This is a genomic window from Kitasatospora sp. NPDC096147, from assembly GCF_044763225.1.
Lineage (GTDB): Bacteria > Actinomycetota > Actinomycetes > Streptomycetales > Streptomycetaceae > Kitasatospora.
Map to the genome: position 1 here is coordinate 67864 of NZ_JBIWFX010000007.1, position 13667 is coordinate 81530.

At 71.3% G+C, this 13667-nt stretch carries 10 protein-coding genes; 7 read left to right on the top strand and 3 right to left on the bottom strand.

The genetic code is table 11. The features are described from left to right. The first annotated feature begins 477 nt into the window (after positions 1 to 477). The 3 genes from ACIRBX_RS22565 to ACIRBX_RS22575 are packed head-to-tail and all read left to right on the top strand — an operon-like array spanning position 478 to position 3367. A complete protein-coding gene (locus ACIRBX_RS22565; protein ID WP_402298870.1) occupies positions 478 to 1446 on the top strand; it encodes a lysostaphin resistance A-like protein in 969 nt (322 codons plus the stop codon). Then, a complete protein-coding gene (locus ACIRBX_RS22570) occupies positions 1443 to 2687 on the top strand; it encodes a sensor histidine kinase (protein ID WP_402298871.1) in 1245 nt (414 codons plus the stop codon). The genes ACIRBX_RS22565 and ACIRBX_RS22570 overlap by 4 nt, the downstream gene beginning before the upstream one ends. Continuing rightward, positions 2684 to 3367, top strand: coding sequence for a response regulator (locus ACIRBX_RS22575; RefSeq protein ID WP_402298872.1), 684 nt, complete (start codon positions 2684 to 2686; stop codon positions 3365 to 3367). Before ACIRBX_RS22570 ends, ACIRBX_RS22575 begins: the two co-directional genes overlap by 4 nt. A 118-nt stretch (positions 3368 to 3485) precedes the next feature. Here the strand turns inward: ACIRBX_RS22575 and ACIRBX_RS22580 are convergent, their stop codons facing one another. Together ACIRBX_RS22580 and ACIRBX_RS22585 are read right to left on the bottom strand one after the other, a co-directional pair. Next, positions 3486 to 6662, bottom strand: coding sequence for an SNF2-related protein (locus ACIRBX_RS22580; RefSeq protein WP_402298873.1), 3177 nt, complete (start codon positions 6660 to 6662; stop codon positions 3486 to 3488). Then, positions 6659 to 8236: a hypothetical protein gene (locus tag ACIRBX_RS22585; protein WP_402298874.1), complete on the bottom strand. Its 1578-nt coding sequence runs from the start codon at positions 8234 to 8236 to the stop codon at positions 6659 to 6661. The genes ACIRBX_RS22580 and ACIRBX_RS22585 overlap by 4 nt, the downstream gene beginning before the upstream one ends. 217 nt (positions 8237 to 8453) lie before the next feature. Between ACIRBX_RS22585 and ACIRBX_RS22590 the strand changes: the two genes are divergently transcribed. Both ACIRBX_RS22590 and ACIRBX_RS22595 read left to right on the top strand, forming a co-directional pair. Further along, a complete protein-coding gene (locus ACIRBX_RS22590) occupies positions 8454 to 8882 on the top strand; it encodes a transposase (protein ID WP_402298875.1) in 429 nt (142 codons plus the stop codon). Continuing rightward, a complete protein-coding gene (locus ACIRBX_RS22595; protein ID WP_402298876.1) occupies positions 8879 to 9247 on the top strand; it encodes a transposase in 369 nt (122 codons plus the stop codon). Before ACIRBX_RS22590 ends, ACIRBX_RS22595 begins: the two co-directional genes overlap by 4 nt. 286 nt (positions 9248 to 9533) lie before the next feature. Here the strand turns inward: ACIRBX_RS22595 and ACIRBX_RS22600 are convergent, their stop codons facing one another. Further along, complete coding sequence (locus tag ACIRBX_RS22600) at positions 9534 to 10040, bottom strand: DUF6624 domain-containing protein (protein ID WP_402298877.1); 507 nt, start codon at positions 10038 to 10040, stop codon at positions 9534 to 9536. A 304-nt stretch (positions 10041 to 10344) separates the two neighbouring features. On the opposite strand from ACIRBX_RS22600, the gene ACIRBX_RS22605 reads away from it, so the two are divergent. Both ACIRBX_RS22605 and ACIRBX_RS22610 read left to right on the top strand, forming a co-directional pair. Then, positions 10345 to 10890: a hypothetical protein gene (locus ACIRBX_RS22605; RefSeq protein ID WP_402298878.1), complete on the top strand. Its 546-nt coding sequence runs from the start codon at positions 10345 to 10347 to the stop codon at positions 10888 to 10890. 215 nt (positions 10891 to 11105) lie between these two features. Further along, a complete protein-coding gene (locus ACIRBX_RS22610; protein ID WP_402298879.1) occupies positions 11106 to 13340 on the top strand; it encodes a SpoIIE family protein phosphatase in 2235 nt (744 codons plus the stop codon). Positions 13341 to 13667: the final 327 nt, after the last annotated feature.

A 13667-nucleotide genomic window follows, 5' to 3' on the forward strand; every position in this document is an offset into this window, starting at 1 on the left:
GCTGCAGCCACCTCGGGGAGGCTAGAAAGGTCTGGACCAGTCCGTCAATAGGTTCAGACCAATTGAGGGAGATTGACACTGATCCGCTGGCTGGGGCGGCTCCTGCCGTCGCCGATCCCCGCGCCTCCCGGCAGCCGACGGGGTGTCACGCGCCGTGCCCGCCTGAGGGTGACGCCGCAGGAGAATGGCCATCGGCCGCATAGGGAGCAATTCCCGGAAGTAGGCGTTCCGCGGAATCGATCCGGTCCGGGTGATTGTCAGGAAAGATTCCTGTCCCCCGAGGGCAGTCATGTCACATTCTGAGATTCTCCCTTCTCGCCGGGACCGGCCCGTCCAGTCTGGAAGGCCCGCCCGGGGCGGGGCATCCCCCGTGCGAGCTACCCGAGGTGTCCGAGGACGGGGGATTCGCCGCGCGACCCGTATTCCTACCGTGGTCGCCGAGGTCACCGATCGCCGTGGCCGCGAAGGGAGACCACGATGGACGCCAAGCCTGCCGCCCGATACCGCACCGACGCCGCTCCGGACGCCGTAGGAGCCGATCGGACGGCCGACAGGACGCCCGAGGAGACGCCCGACGGAACGGCCGACCGCCCCGGGGGCGCCGGACGGTTCGAGCGTGCCGCCCGCTCGCCGCTCGGCTGGATGGTGACCGGCCTGCTCGGCGTCGGCCTGGTCTCGGGCCTCACGGCGGCCGGCCCTGGTCCGCTGCCACTGGTGGGCGCGGCGGGGGCGGTGCTGGTGTACCGGTGGGTGATGCGACGTCAGGCGGGCCGCCCGGTACCGGAGATCGCCCGGCGCGGGGCCGGCCGCGAACTGCTGGTCGGCGGCGGGATCGGCCTGGGGTTCATCCTCGTCCCGGTCCTGCTCCTCCTGCTCTTCGGCGGCTACTCGCTCTCGTGGGCGGGCCGTGGACTTCTGCCGGTGCTGTGGACGACGGTGGTGGTGCAGCTGGCCGGTGCGGTGACCGAGGAGCTGCTCTTCCGGGGCGTCGCCCTGCAGGCCCTCGAACAGCTCTGGGGGAGCCGGGCCGCCGTCGCGGTCACCGCGCTGTTCTTCGGCGTCGCGCACCTCGGCGCAGCGGAGGCCACCCTCTGGAGCGCGGTGGCGGTCGCCGTGGAAGCGGGGGTCCTGCTGGGCGCCGCGTTCCTGTGGCGTCGTAGCATCTGGTTCGCCGCCGGGCTGCACTTCACCTGGAACGCAGCCGAACAGCTGCTCGGCATCCCGGTCTCCGGCCACACGCCCGAGGGCCTGTTCACGCTCGACGTCCACGGCCCGGCCCTGCTCACCGGCGGCGGTTTCGGCCTGGAGGCGTCGATCCTGCCCGTCCTGCTCGGCACGGCCATCGCCGTCCCGATGCTCCGCCGCGCCCACCGTGCGGGCGGCGTCAGGCCCCGGGCGCGAGCCGGCAACCGAGCGACCGACCCGTGGGGGAGGCACCGGAAGTGACAGCACGTCGACGACCCTGGAAACCGGTCTCGTGGCCGGCCGTCCGGCAGTGGTGGCGGGAGCGCGACGCACTCGCCAAGGACGGGTTCCTCGCCCTGACGCTGACCCTGCCGGCCTTCGCGCCGAACCTGTCCCAGATCGGGGCACAGATCGGCGACCTGCCGCTGCGGCCGGGGGACGCACTCGCCTCGGTCCTGATCACGGCCCAGGCGGCCCCGCTGGTGGCCCGGCGGCGGTGGCCCGCCGCCACCCTGGTCGTCGTCGCGAGCGCCTTCGCCGCGCACCAACTCCTGGGCTACGCCACCACCTTCGCCAGCTTGGGCCTCTATCTCGCGCTCTACTCGGCCGGCGCCCACCAGCCCCGCTCCCGGCCCGCTCCGGCGGCCCGGCCCGTGGCCCGCCCGCTGCTGGCCGCCGTGACGAGCACCGCCTACGTCCTGCTCGCCGCCGGGCTCCACCGGCTCGGCTCACCGCAGCGCCTCCTGGACTACCTCTCCTTCTACCTCGTGCTGGCCGCGTTCTGGCTGGTGGGGAGTGCCGTGCGCAGACGACGTGAACACGAAGCCGAACGGCGGCTGCTGGCCGCCGAGTTGGCCATCACCGCCGAACGGGCCCGGATCGCCCGGGAGTTGCACGACGTGGTCACCCACCACGTCACGGCCATGGTGATCCAGGCCGACGCCGCGCAGTACCTGCCCGCTGCCGCCCCCGAGCGCCTCGGCGAGGCCCTCACGGCCGTCAGCGACACCGGCCGCCGGGCCCTGACCGACCTGCGTCAGCTGCTCGGTGTCCTGGAGGCGACCGGCGAGCGCAGCCCCGCTGACCCGGCACCGGCCGACCGGGCACCCGTGCACGGGCGGGTCGCCGATCTGGTGGAGCAGACCCGCCGGGTCGGCCAGCCCGTGGAGTTCACCGAGGACGGGGCGCTCCGGTCGGCGGGCGCGGAGGCCGAGCTGGCCGTCTACCGGGTGGTGCAGGAGGCCCTCACCAACGCGCTCAAGTACGCCGCCGGGCAGCCGACCCGGGTGCTGCTGCGGCACGGCGAGGAGCACACCGAGATCGAGGTGACCACCGGCGCGGGCGGCACCGGTCCGGCGGTGGGCTCGGGCGGGCGGGGCCTCGACGGCCTGCGCGCCCGGATCGCCGTGCTCGACGGCCGCCTGGAGGCTGGCCCCCGGCCCGGTGGCGGCTTCCGGGTCCGCGCCACCATCCCGCTGCGACCCCGTCAGGAGCGACCGTGACCCACCCGCCCCAGCCGATCCGCGTCCTGGTCTGCGACGACCAGGCCCTGGTCCGGACCGGCTACGTCACCATCTTCTCGGCCCAGCCCGACCTGGAGATCGTCGGCGAGGCCGAGAACGGCCACGAGGCCGTCCTGATCGCCCGTGAGCAGCGCCCGGACGTGGTCGTGATGGACATCCGGATGCCCCTGCTGGACGGCATCCAGGCCACCCGGAAGCTGGCCGGCCCCGAGGCGCAGGACCCCCCGAAGGTGCTGGTCGTCACCACCTTCAACGTCGACTCCTACGTGTACGAGGCGTTCCGGGCCGGTGCCAGCGGATTCCTCCTCAAGGACGCCCCGCCGGCCGAACTCGTCCACGGGATCAGGACGGTGGCCCGCGGCGAGGCCCTGCTCGCCCCCAGCGTCACCCGCCACCTGATCGGCCACTTCGCCGAACGCCTCCGGCCCGCCGGCGCCGAACGCACCACGATCACCGGGATGCTGACTCCGCGTGAGCTGGAGGTGTTCGGGCACCTCGCCCTGGGACTCTCCAACGCCGAGATCGCCGTGGCGCTGTTCATCACCCCGGAGACCGTCAAGACCTACGTCTCGCGCATCCTGACCAAGCTCGACCTGCGCGACCGGGTCCAGGCCGTCGTCCTGGCCCATCGCACCGGGCTGGTCCCCGACCACTCCTGACCGTGCGGCGCGCGGCGTGCGCGACGGCGACGGCGAGGGCCTGCCGCCGTTGGTCGGGATCGTTGGGCGGGAACCCTGCGATGCGATGCCAACGGTGGACCACTACCGGGAGGATAGTTCAGGATCCTTTTCGGTGAGGGGTTTCGTGAAGCCAGGCAACGAGTTCGACCTGCCGAACGGTGTCGGATTTGCTGATGCCGTTGTGCTGTGCGACCAGTGCGCGGGCACTGTCGATGAGGCTGTGAAAGGTCTTGAGGCAGGAGGAGGGCATGGGGGTGCGAGTCGCACTGGGGGAGGGCAAGTTGGGGCGGCCAGCATTGCGGATCCAGTCGCTCGGGTCGAGGTGCGGCTCCGTCAGGCATCGCTGAGGATCCAGGGAGTAGGCACCATCGCGGTCGGCGGTGCTGACACGGACAAAGGCGGTCTTGGCACGGCTCGCCCCGGGGTGGACGAGACGAAAGCAGAACAGGACGCTGGGAGTTGCGACGTCGCCGGTACAGGTTCCGCCTGCCGCGGAGGGGAGATCGTCGAGGGCCTGTCGGAGCGCCGGAGTGCGAAGTGCCGTGCCCAGCCAGGCGTGCTGGCGGTCGCCCATATCGGGATCGGGGAGGAGCTGGGCCGGTTCGGTACTGGTGGGGTCCGGTACTGCGCGTGTAGGCGAGCCCGCGTACAGAGGAGTGGGCAGGCCGACTGTGGCGGCGGCGATCTGGGCCTTACGGGCGATGATCTCCATGAGGTGCAGGGCGACGTCCAGGCCCGCGTCCGGCTGGACCGTCCAGCAGGTGACTATCTCGTGGTGGCTGCCGAGGCGGTCGATGCGCCCGAACCGTTGGCCGAGGATCTGCGGGTTCCAGGTGAGGTCGTAGTGCACGCAGCAGGCGGCATCCTGCATGTTGCCGCCCAGGGCCATGATGTCGGTGGCGATGAGGACATCGAAGTCATCGCGTGGGGGAGGGGTGGTCAGCCCCTGGTGCGGGGGCCTGTTGTGGTGAGGGTCGAAGCGGGCGACGATGTCCTGGGTCTGCCTACTGTCGGGCGCCACGGCGGAGCCGAGGTTGGCGATGCGGCCGCGCAGAGAGGCCAAGCGCGGGTCGGTGTTGATCGTGTGCTCGAGCCAGGGGCCGAGGTCGGCGGTCGTGGTGCGGGCGCTGGAGAAGATGATGATCTTGCGGCTGCGGGGGTCGTTCACGAGGTCGAACAGGATGTCGCGCAGGACAGCTTTCTTGGAGTCGTCCGTGACGGCCTGCTCGGCGTCGGCTATCAGCCGGGTCATTCCTTCCAGGTCGTGGTCCAAGTCCGCGCGTAGGCGTTCGCTGTCGAACCGGCTGGCCGGCAGTTCGATGGTTTCGGGGATGGTTGCGTAGGCCGCGAGGAGGGCGTCGACATCCTCGGGTTCGAGGTCGGTACCGCTATCGCGTGCCAGGCTCTGTTTCAGGGAGAGGTTGAGGTGGTGGCGGGGCAAACGGACGATGCCACGGTCGAGGTCGGCCAGGGCCTGGACGACGACCTCTCGAATGCGTCGCAGGGTGCTGAGACAGGCCGCTGGGGACGATTCGAGGCGCTTGAGCAGCAGAATGCGGATGAGGGCCAACAGGGCGGGGTTGCGTGACTGGCTGTGTTCGGCGACTTGGTAGCGCTCGCGCTGGTAGACGGCAAGGGTCAGCGGCGAGGGCGGCCTGCTCTCCCCGACCAGGTTGTGGAGTTCACCTGCCAGGTCGGGTGGCAGGTGGGTGGTGTAGCCGACGGCGTGGATGACGTCGGCGAACAGGCGACGCATGGCTGGGGAGAGCTGGTAGGTGACGCGCTTGTGCTCGGGAGTGGGGAAGCGGCCGGGATAGGGGCTGGGTGGGTAGTGGGTGGCGAGGAAGGTGTGGTCGCGCCGCAGCATCCGCTCGCGCAGGCAGCGCGACATCCGCGCCTTTTCCACAGCGCACAGGGTGATCGGGTCGGCCAGGTAAGAGGTGAGCCGTTGGCCGGTGGCGGAGCGTTTGCTCAGGCGGGTGCGGCTGAAGGTGCCGCCGCGCTGCCACTGCTCTTCCAGGCTGGGGTCGATCAAGAGCAGGAGCTCCAGCAGGTCGCCGGCACCGTTGTTGACGGGGGTCGCGGTCAGGAGCAGAACCTTGGGGCGCGGCGTGTGGGCGTCGATCAGTGAGCGGATGGCGAGCATGCGCAAGGTGAGGGGATTACGCAGTTGGTGGGCTTCGTCGCAGATGATCAGTCCGTACCTGGGCCAGGTGTGTCCATGGTCGACGACGTCCTTGTAGTGGTTGGAGATTTGTTCGTAACTGATGATGTCGCAGCGCAGGCGCCAATCGGTCAGGTAGCGCTTCCACATGGGGACCAGGGATGCGAGGCAGACGATCACAACGGGACCCTGGCCGCGCTCGAGGAAGACCCGGGCGATGTCACCGCCGGCGAGGGTCTTGCCCAGTCCGACGGCATCCGCGTCGAGCGCTCCGCCGTACCGGTCGATCATGGCGAGCAGTTGTGCGACCCCGTCGCGTTGGAATCCCACCAGGCCGATGTCGGACGGTGAGGCGTCGACCTCGCCCCCGTACGCCTCCTTCAGCATGCGCAGGAGGATGAGTTCGGCGGGATACTGTGCGCGCCGGGCCCGGACGCATGCCCCTAGATCGTAGGGGAGAGCCCGCTGCCACCAGCGCTCGACCAGCTCGATGGCCTGTCCCACGGCTGACGCGTCCGCAGGGACGCTCAGCTCCTGGTTGAGGTGCAGCCCGGTGTAGGTGAGGTTCGCGGAGCCGACGATGACCTGCGGCTCGGGACCGTCTGCCACGGCTGCCTTGGAGTGCAGGAAACCATCCTCCAGGCGACGGCACTCCAGGACGTGATTGTCGAGCAGGCGCGCGAGGTCCTCCAGGAGCAGCCCGGTGCGGCGGGTGGCGGGAATCGTGTTCAGCTCCGCGTACAGCGCGCGGTCGCCTCGCCGACAGAGTTGTCGCACGGTGTCCTTGTTCGGGATCGCATCCGGTGCAGCGGTGATGCCGGCGAGTGTCGGCGCGGGCTCCTCGCTCATGGGCAGGAGCACCATCGCCTCGTCGTGCGGGGCAACGCCGATGAGCAGGTGCAGGGGACGAAGGTGGGCGGCCCGTTGCCTCAGGGCCGGAACGATCGACAGCAGGCCCCGCAGACTCACATAACCGCTCACCAGTGTCACGTTGCTGTCGGAGTGCTGGGCGCACCATGTGGCGAGGCTACGTGCGACGCTCCATCCGGCGGTGTTTGCCCAGATCTGCGGGGTGCCTCCGTCGGCGGTTTCCTTCTTGTTCGTCGTCATGCCGCCCCCTCGAGGAAGGCGTTGATGAGTGACAGGAGTTTCCGGTCGCGTTCCTTGATCCACATCTGGGTGGGCGCGCGCTCCTGTTCGCCGAGGGGCTGAGGGATGGACTGCGCGTCCAACACGGCGCGCGGGCACTGGAGCTCTTCGGCTGCGGCGGGCGTCCATCCCTTGTTGGCTCGCAGAACCCTGTGGGTGGCTTCGGTGGCGAGGATGTAGTTGCCGAGTCTTTCCGCTGGAGGGTTCGGGTCCCACAGTCGCACGAGCCGCATGGCGGGGTGCGGCGCGCGAAGGTCGGGCTGGGCGAGGTCGTGGACCGGGCGATGGCCGGGCCCGGACAGGGCCATGGCCATCAGGGCCGCGCCTGGGCCGAAAGTGCTGGCCCCCTGGCGGTGCAGGTCATTGGGCCCCACTTTCAGGCCGCTTCCGTTCAGCGCCTCGGCGAGCAGACTGGTGGCCTGCTCGTAGGTGCCACTGGCGGCTATGAGGGCACTGTCGGCGCGGGCCAGCTTAGGGGCGTCTCGATAGCGCTGAGACGCCAGGGCGCGGGCGAGCCAGCGCCAGGCGAAGTCGTCCTGGACGGCGTGAGGGAAGCGAGCGAAGAGCTTCATGAGGACGCGCACCGTTGAGGGCATGCAGACGAAGTCGGAGCCGGATATCCCGTGCCGCACGAGGTAGGCGAGGGTGTCCTCGCAGGCCTGCCCGGTGCGCTTGCACGCTGCACGCACGATGGCCGGGTCGGCGTTGACCACATTCCTGTGCCGGAACGTCTCCGGAAGTTCGGCCTGCACGACTTCGTTGAACGCCGTGGCGGTCACTGCCGAGGAGAAGCCCTTTGCAGCGGCGTCCTCGATGGCAGGGTCGAGGATCTCACTTCTCACACCGGGGCTGACCTGGGCCACCATGGTCGTCTCGATCTCGCCTGCGGTCATCACGGTGGTCGCGCCGCGCCGGCCGCGGATGCAGTACACCTCCGCCGCCTGCTCCGTCGTCCCGGACAGCCACTCGAGCAGAATCGGCGTGCGCGCGAGCCGCTCTTGGATCCCTACCAGAGAGCCGACGCAGGTAGCCAGCTCGCCAGTGCCGACTCCGCGGTCCACGGCCAACTGCTCCAGCGCGGCCGGGTCCGACGTCAGTAGCTCCCGCAGAGTGATCTGCGGGTATCGGCCGTGCTGGTGCGCCGTGATTCGAGGCCGCTGACCCGGCTCCAGCGCGACGGAAACCAGGAGCTCGTCGCCCTTGAGCTGATCCCACTGCTGCTCGGTGAACCACGCCGGCCTGACCCCGGCCCCGACTGCCAAGCCGAGGCACCGATGTTGGCCGTCCAAGATCCGCACCGACACAGCGGCCAGACCGTACCGGCCAGGACGTCCCCGTCCCTCAGAGTCCAGCAGCCACAGAACCACCGAACCGATCGGCCGCTGGGGGACGAGGAGCAGGGACTGCCAAAGCTCGGCGATCCAGAGGAGTTTCGGGACCCACATGCGACCGAAGTCCGCGACATCGATCCTCCCGTCCTCGATCTCACACAAGAGATCCGGCAGGTAGACGAAGGGCGTATTCGGGGTGGGCATCCGAGCTCCCAGAATGAGGCATGCTCCCTTTCCCACGCTACGCAGGTTGGGCGATTCCACAACATCTAGGGTTTAGGGTGCTGGGCGCGGTTCTTGTACGTTGCGGGCCGTTGAGGCCACCGGAGCGCCGCACCCACCTACCGCTCGGGCCGCCTGTACAGCAGTCACCGACTCTGCTGGTACGAGAGCTGGGGAGCTTGCGGTGTGGCGGGGTTGGTTGGAGGAGTTCGCTGCTGGGGTGTTCGCGTCTTTGGCCAGGTCTGATGAGCGGCTCAAGGGCGTGTTGTACCGGTGGGGGCTGTTACTGGAGGACCGGCGCAGGTCGATGGCCGAGCGCCTGGGGGTGGATTACCAGCGCTTGCAGCAGTTCATGACATCCTCGACCTGGCCCGACGGGGAGGCGGGGCTGCGGTTGGCAGGGCGGGCGGTTCGGGCGGCGCGGCCCCAGATGTGGGCGATGGACGACACCGGCTTCGCCAAAGACGGCGCCGCCTCGCCGGGGGTGGTCCCGGCAGTACTCCAGTACGTTGGGCGGGATCGGCAGTACCAGATCGGTCTCAGCGTCCATGCCGTCTCCGACACAGCCTTCTGCCCGATGGCCTGGCGCCTGTTCCCGCCCGAGGCCTGGGAGGGGCCCAGGCCGTGAGTCGGCGGGCGGCCTGCCGTATCCCCGATGACGTCCACCACCAGACAAAACGGCACCTGGCCCTGGACACGCTCGACGAGCCCGCCGACACGGGTCTACGGTCTGCGGTAGTCGTAGCCGGTGCCGCCTACGGCGCGAACTCCGACTTCCGCTGCGGCCTTGAGGACCGCTCGTTGGCCTATGAGCTGAAGGCCAGAGCCGAGATGACCGCCCGCTGCCAGGACGAGGAACCCCACCAGCTCGCCCACGGCGGCTTAGGCCGACGCCCGCTGCCCCGCGCCTGGCCGCTGCTCCTGTGCGAGCACGTGCCGGCCGCCAGGTGGGGCGGAGTATCACTTGGCGCAAGGGCTCGAAAGGGGCGATGAGCTCGCACTTCGTCCTGCTGAAAGTGCGCTTGGCCAGGCGGCGTCCCAGGTCTCCGACGGTACCGGCTCCCTGTCCTGGCTGATCGCGCAGTGGCACCGCCACGTCACCCTCGTCAGTGCTACTCGTCTCTTCCTCGCCGAACAGCGCACCCACCCAAGAGCCCCGTCCAGGATCTGACCTTTCATCAGACCCTGGACCTCCTCCGACATCTCATCGCAACCTTGATGAGAGGACGGCGCGGCGGCGGTGGCTTCCGGTGGGCGGTGTCCGCCGCGTCTCGGGGCGTCAGGCGATGGCGAACCGGGCGACGTACTCGGCGAAGGGCGGGATCCCCACCTCGGCGCGGAGCTCGTCCATGCGCTCGGGTTCCGCGCAGGGCCACGGGACCGGGGCGCCGTCCTTCACGCCGGCGATCTGCGTGCCGTAGACCTGCTCCCGTCCCTCGTTCACGAGGGTGCGGTCCCGCAGGAAGGCGAGATCCCGCGGGTTGGCGGTGCCGTCGGCCACCGTCTGCCCCATCAGTCGCAGCGCGCGCCGCTGGACGTCGAGCTGCCGGTCGGCGTGCTGGGCGATCAGCCACGCGGCCCGGGCCGCGTCCTCGCCGACCAGTTCCGCGGTCGGCCATCCGTGTGCGTCCATGATCTCGCCGAGGCGGTCCGCGTGCTGTGCGGTCAGGCGCCGCCAGGCCAGCTGCTCGGCCGGGTCGTCACTGTTCGCACCGCGCGTGCCCCGGTGATCGGCCGCGGCCATCGCGTTGAGCTCGGCTGCCACTGCGGTCAGGTCGGATGGCATGTTGACTCCAAATCAGATCGGGCTTCTCGCCGTTCATCCGAAACCCTAGGCGTGCAGAGCACCACGGAATCTCCTCCCGCAGGACGGTGACAGGCCCGTCCGGGTCCGGGGATACTTGATCTACTCCCGGAACCGGAGCGGCGCAGTGTCGGCGGTCCGGTGGAGGACGCGGGCCCTCCGGTGGAAGCGCGGCACCCGCCCACCCGGGCCTGATCGGGCGTCACACTGCGCCTGCCACCGCCAGGGTGCGCCGGATTCGGGACCGCCGTTCCGTCTGCCCGCCGCTGTGGTCATCCTGGGACGCATGAGCGGACGCGAGGGGGCGGACGTCTTCCGCTGGGAGACGTACCGGAGCGGGACGAAGACGGCATCCGACCGGAGCACGACCACGGTGGTGGTCCTGGCACACGTGCTGCTGATCGGGCCGGTGCTGCTCGCCGAGCCGTGGGCGGGGCTGGTGATCGGCGGGGCCCTCGGGCTGTTCTGGGGAGCACTGCTGATCCCGCCACGGCTGCGCGAACGCGCAGCCGTGGAGTGGGCGGAGATCCGGCCGGGCCCGCCGGGGGTGCTGGTGCTGGCCCGGGCGAACGGGGCGGAGACCCACCTGCCCCTCGACTCGGTGAGCCGGCTGGGCCTGTTCCGGGTCGGCTACCGGTCCGCCGACAACCCCGACGGGGGCAACCGGGTGCTCGAACTCCGGGCCGGGCGCCGGACCTACCGCACCCGGGCCACGTTCAACCCGCCGCCGAACGACCCCGAGCTGCTGGCGGAGGCGCTGCGCCGGGCCTGCCCGGACGCGGAGGTGACGGCGTACCGGAACCGGACGCAGTGGGTCTCCGAGAGCGAGTGATCCACCCGAGGGGGACGGGTGGGGCGCGCAGGGGATTGCGGAGCGGTCGCGCGGGGCAGACGGGAGGCGCGTGACAGCCGTCGGGTGGCGCGGGGCCGGCTCGAATGATCACCGTTCACCCCAACGGGGAGCGGGTCTTGGCGGCGGGCTCGGGCGGCATGACATCGTGGGGGTCGAGATCAACGGTCCCGCACGGACCCGGAGAGGCTGAGCAGATGACGCGCGTACCGGGGTGGCAAGCCCCGCAGCCCGCCTTGACGGCGGGACCGCGCGGCACGGCCGGCGCGGGGGAGGAGCACGACCTCCGGATGCTGTTCGGGCAGTCCACGGCGGTGTTCGCCTCCCTGGCGGGCCCGGCCCACATGCTCCAGGCCGCCAACGACGCGTTCCTCCGGGCGATCGGCGGCGACCGGGCCCGGACCGGCCTGCCGATCGCCCGGATCGTGCCCGAGCTCGTCGAGCAGGGTCTCGTCGCCCTGCTGGACCGGGTCTACCGCACCGGCGTCCCGTACACCGGCCGCGACACCCGGATCGTCCTCGGGGAGGGCGCCCGCTCGCGCGAGGCGTACTTCGACCTCACCCTCGAACCCCGGCACGACGCGGGCGGCAACACCACGGGCGTACGGGTGATCGGCGTCGAGACCACCCAGGTCAAGCAGGCCCAACGGCTGACCGCCGAGCACCGGGCGCTGCTGGAGCAGATCGCCCGTCAGGCGCCGCTGGCGGACGTGCTGGAGGGCATGGCCCGCGCGATCGAGCAGTTGGCGCCCGAGGAGGTGCTGGTCTCCGTCCTGCTGGCCGATCCGGACGGCCGGCACCTGCGCCACGGCGCCGCGCCCAGCCTTCCGGAGTTCTACAACCGGGCCATCGACGGCATCGCCACGGGCGAGGGCGTCGGCTCCTGCGGCACCGCCGCCCACCGCCGGCAGAGCGTGATCGTCACCGACATCGGCACCGACCCGTTCTGGGACGACTTCCGCGCACTCGCCGACGAGGCACGCCTGGCGGCCTGCTGGTCCACCCCGATCCTGGCCCGGGACGGTGCGCTGCTGGGCACCTTCGCGATGTACCACCGCACCCCGCGCGCCCCGCAGGACGCCGACCTCGCGCTCGCCCAGATCTTCGCCGGCACCGCCGCCCTCGCCATCGAACGCCACCAGGCCGACCTGGCCCGTCAGGCCGCCGAGGCCCGCGAACAGGCCGCCCGCGACGACCTCGCCTTCCTGCTCGCGGCGAGCACCGCGCTGACCGCAGGGCTGGACGCCGACCAGACGCTGCAACGCCTGGCCGAGTCCTGCACCCCCAAGCTCGCCCCGTTGTGCGCGGTCGACGTCGTCGAGAACGGGCGGGTGCGCCGCATCGCCACCAGCGCCCCCACCGAGGACCAGCGGGTCCTGCTCGCCGCCCACTTCCCACCCCACGGCGCCGCCCGCACCGATGCCGGCATCGACGCGGTGGCCCGGGTCCTGGCCACCGGCACCAGCGAGGTCGCCCGCCGCACCCCCGCCGGCCCCGGCCGGTGGCAGGAGCTCGGCGTCACCGGCTACCTCTGCGTCCCGCTCCTCGACCGGGGGCGGGCCTTCGGCACCCTCACCCTGTACTCCACCGGCGAGCACGCCTTCGACGGCCACACCGTCGCCCTCGCCGAGGAGCTCGCCCGCCGCGCCGCCTCCACCGCCCACAACGCCCTGCAGTACACCTACCGCCACACCCTCGCCCGCGACCTCCAGGCCGGCCTGCTGCTGCCCGACCTCCCGCAGCTGCCCGGGGCCGACATCGCCACCCACTACCACCCGGCCGGTGAGGGCCTCGACGTCGGCGGCGACTTCTACGACGTCTTCCCGCTCGACGACGGCCGCTGGGCGTTCCTGCTCGGCGACGTCTGCGGCCGAGGTGCCCACGCCGCCACCACCACCGCGCTGGTGCGGCACACCGCCCGGGCCGTCGCCCCCCTGCTCCCCGGCCCCGAGGAGGTGGCCGGAGCCGTCAACCGGGCCCTGAACAACCGTCCCGCCAGCCACGGCACCGGCTTCGTGACCCTGGTCCACGGCCACCTGACACCCACTCAGGAGGGGCTGGAGGTCGCACTCGTCCGGGCCGGCCACACCCCGGCGCTGCACCTCGCCGCCGACGGCGCCGTCCACCCGATCGCCCCGCCCGGCCTCCTGCTCGGCGTCACCGACGACCCGGTCCTCACCACCCACCGGCTCCACCTCCGCCCGGACGAGTCGCTGGTCCTCTACACGGACGGCATCACCGAGGCCCGGGACGCGAGCGGTGACCAGTTCGGGGAGCGCCGCCTCGCCGCCGCAGTGGCGACGGCGTCGGGCACGCGGACCGCGCGGGGCGTCATTGACGCGGTCGTCCGGGCCGTGCACGCCCACACTGGCGGTGCCGTCATCGACGACGACCAGGCCGTGCTGGTCATCACCGCCACTGCGGGTCCGTAGCGGCGGCGTTCTCCGGGGAGAAGTACGACGCGTCGGAGCGCGCTGTCCGACCTGACCGACGTCGGTGCGGTGCGAGGCCGTCGGAGCGCCCTGATCTGAGGAATCCCTGCACGCGATGGCCGTCCGCATGGGGTGCGGTCCGGCGGCCAGCCAGTGGGGGCAACCTCGTCGCGTACCAGGGGGGCCGCACCGAGGTCGTCCGCCGGGGCGTCATCGACGCCTACACCGTCACGGACCGGGAGGTCGTCGCGCTGACCGACCGGGGCGTCCTGGAGACGGTGCGCTCCTGCTCGGCCGGGACCGGGACCGGGACCGGGACCGGGAGCG

Coding starts and splice junctions, on each gene's coding strand:
- ACIRBX_RS22585 (WP_402298874.1), bottom strand. CDS start 8,236: ATGCCCACCCCGAATACGCCCTTCGTCTACCTGCCGGATCTCTTGTGT.
- ACIRBX_RS22600 (WP_402298877.1), bottom strand. CDS start 10,040: ATGCCATCCGACCTGACCGCAGTGGCAGCCGAGCTCAACGCGATGGCC.
- ACIRBX_RS22610 (WP_402298879.1), top strand. CDS start 11,106: ATGACGCGCGTACCGGGGTGGCAAGCCCCGCAGCCCGCCTTGACGGCG.
- ACIRBX_RS22605 (WP_402298878.1), top strand. CDS start 10,345: ATGAGCGGACGCGAGGGGGCGGACGTCTTCCGCTGGGAGACGTACCGG.
- ACIRBX_RS22580 (WP_402298873.1), bottom strand. CDS start 6,662: ATGACGACGAACAAGAAGGAAACCGCCGACGGAGGCACCCCGCAGATC.
- ACIRBX_RS22565 (WP_402298870.1), top strand. CDS start 478: ATGGACGCCAAGCCTGCCGCCCGATACCGCACCGACGCCGCTCCGGAC.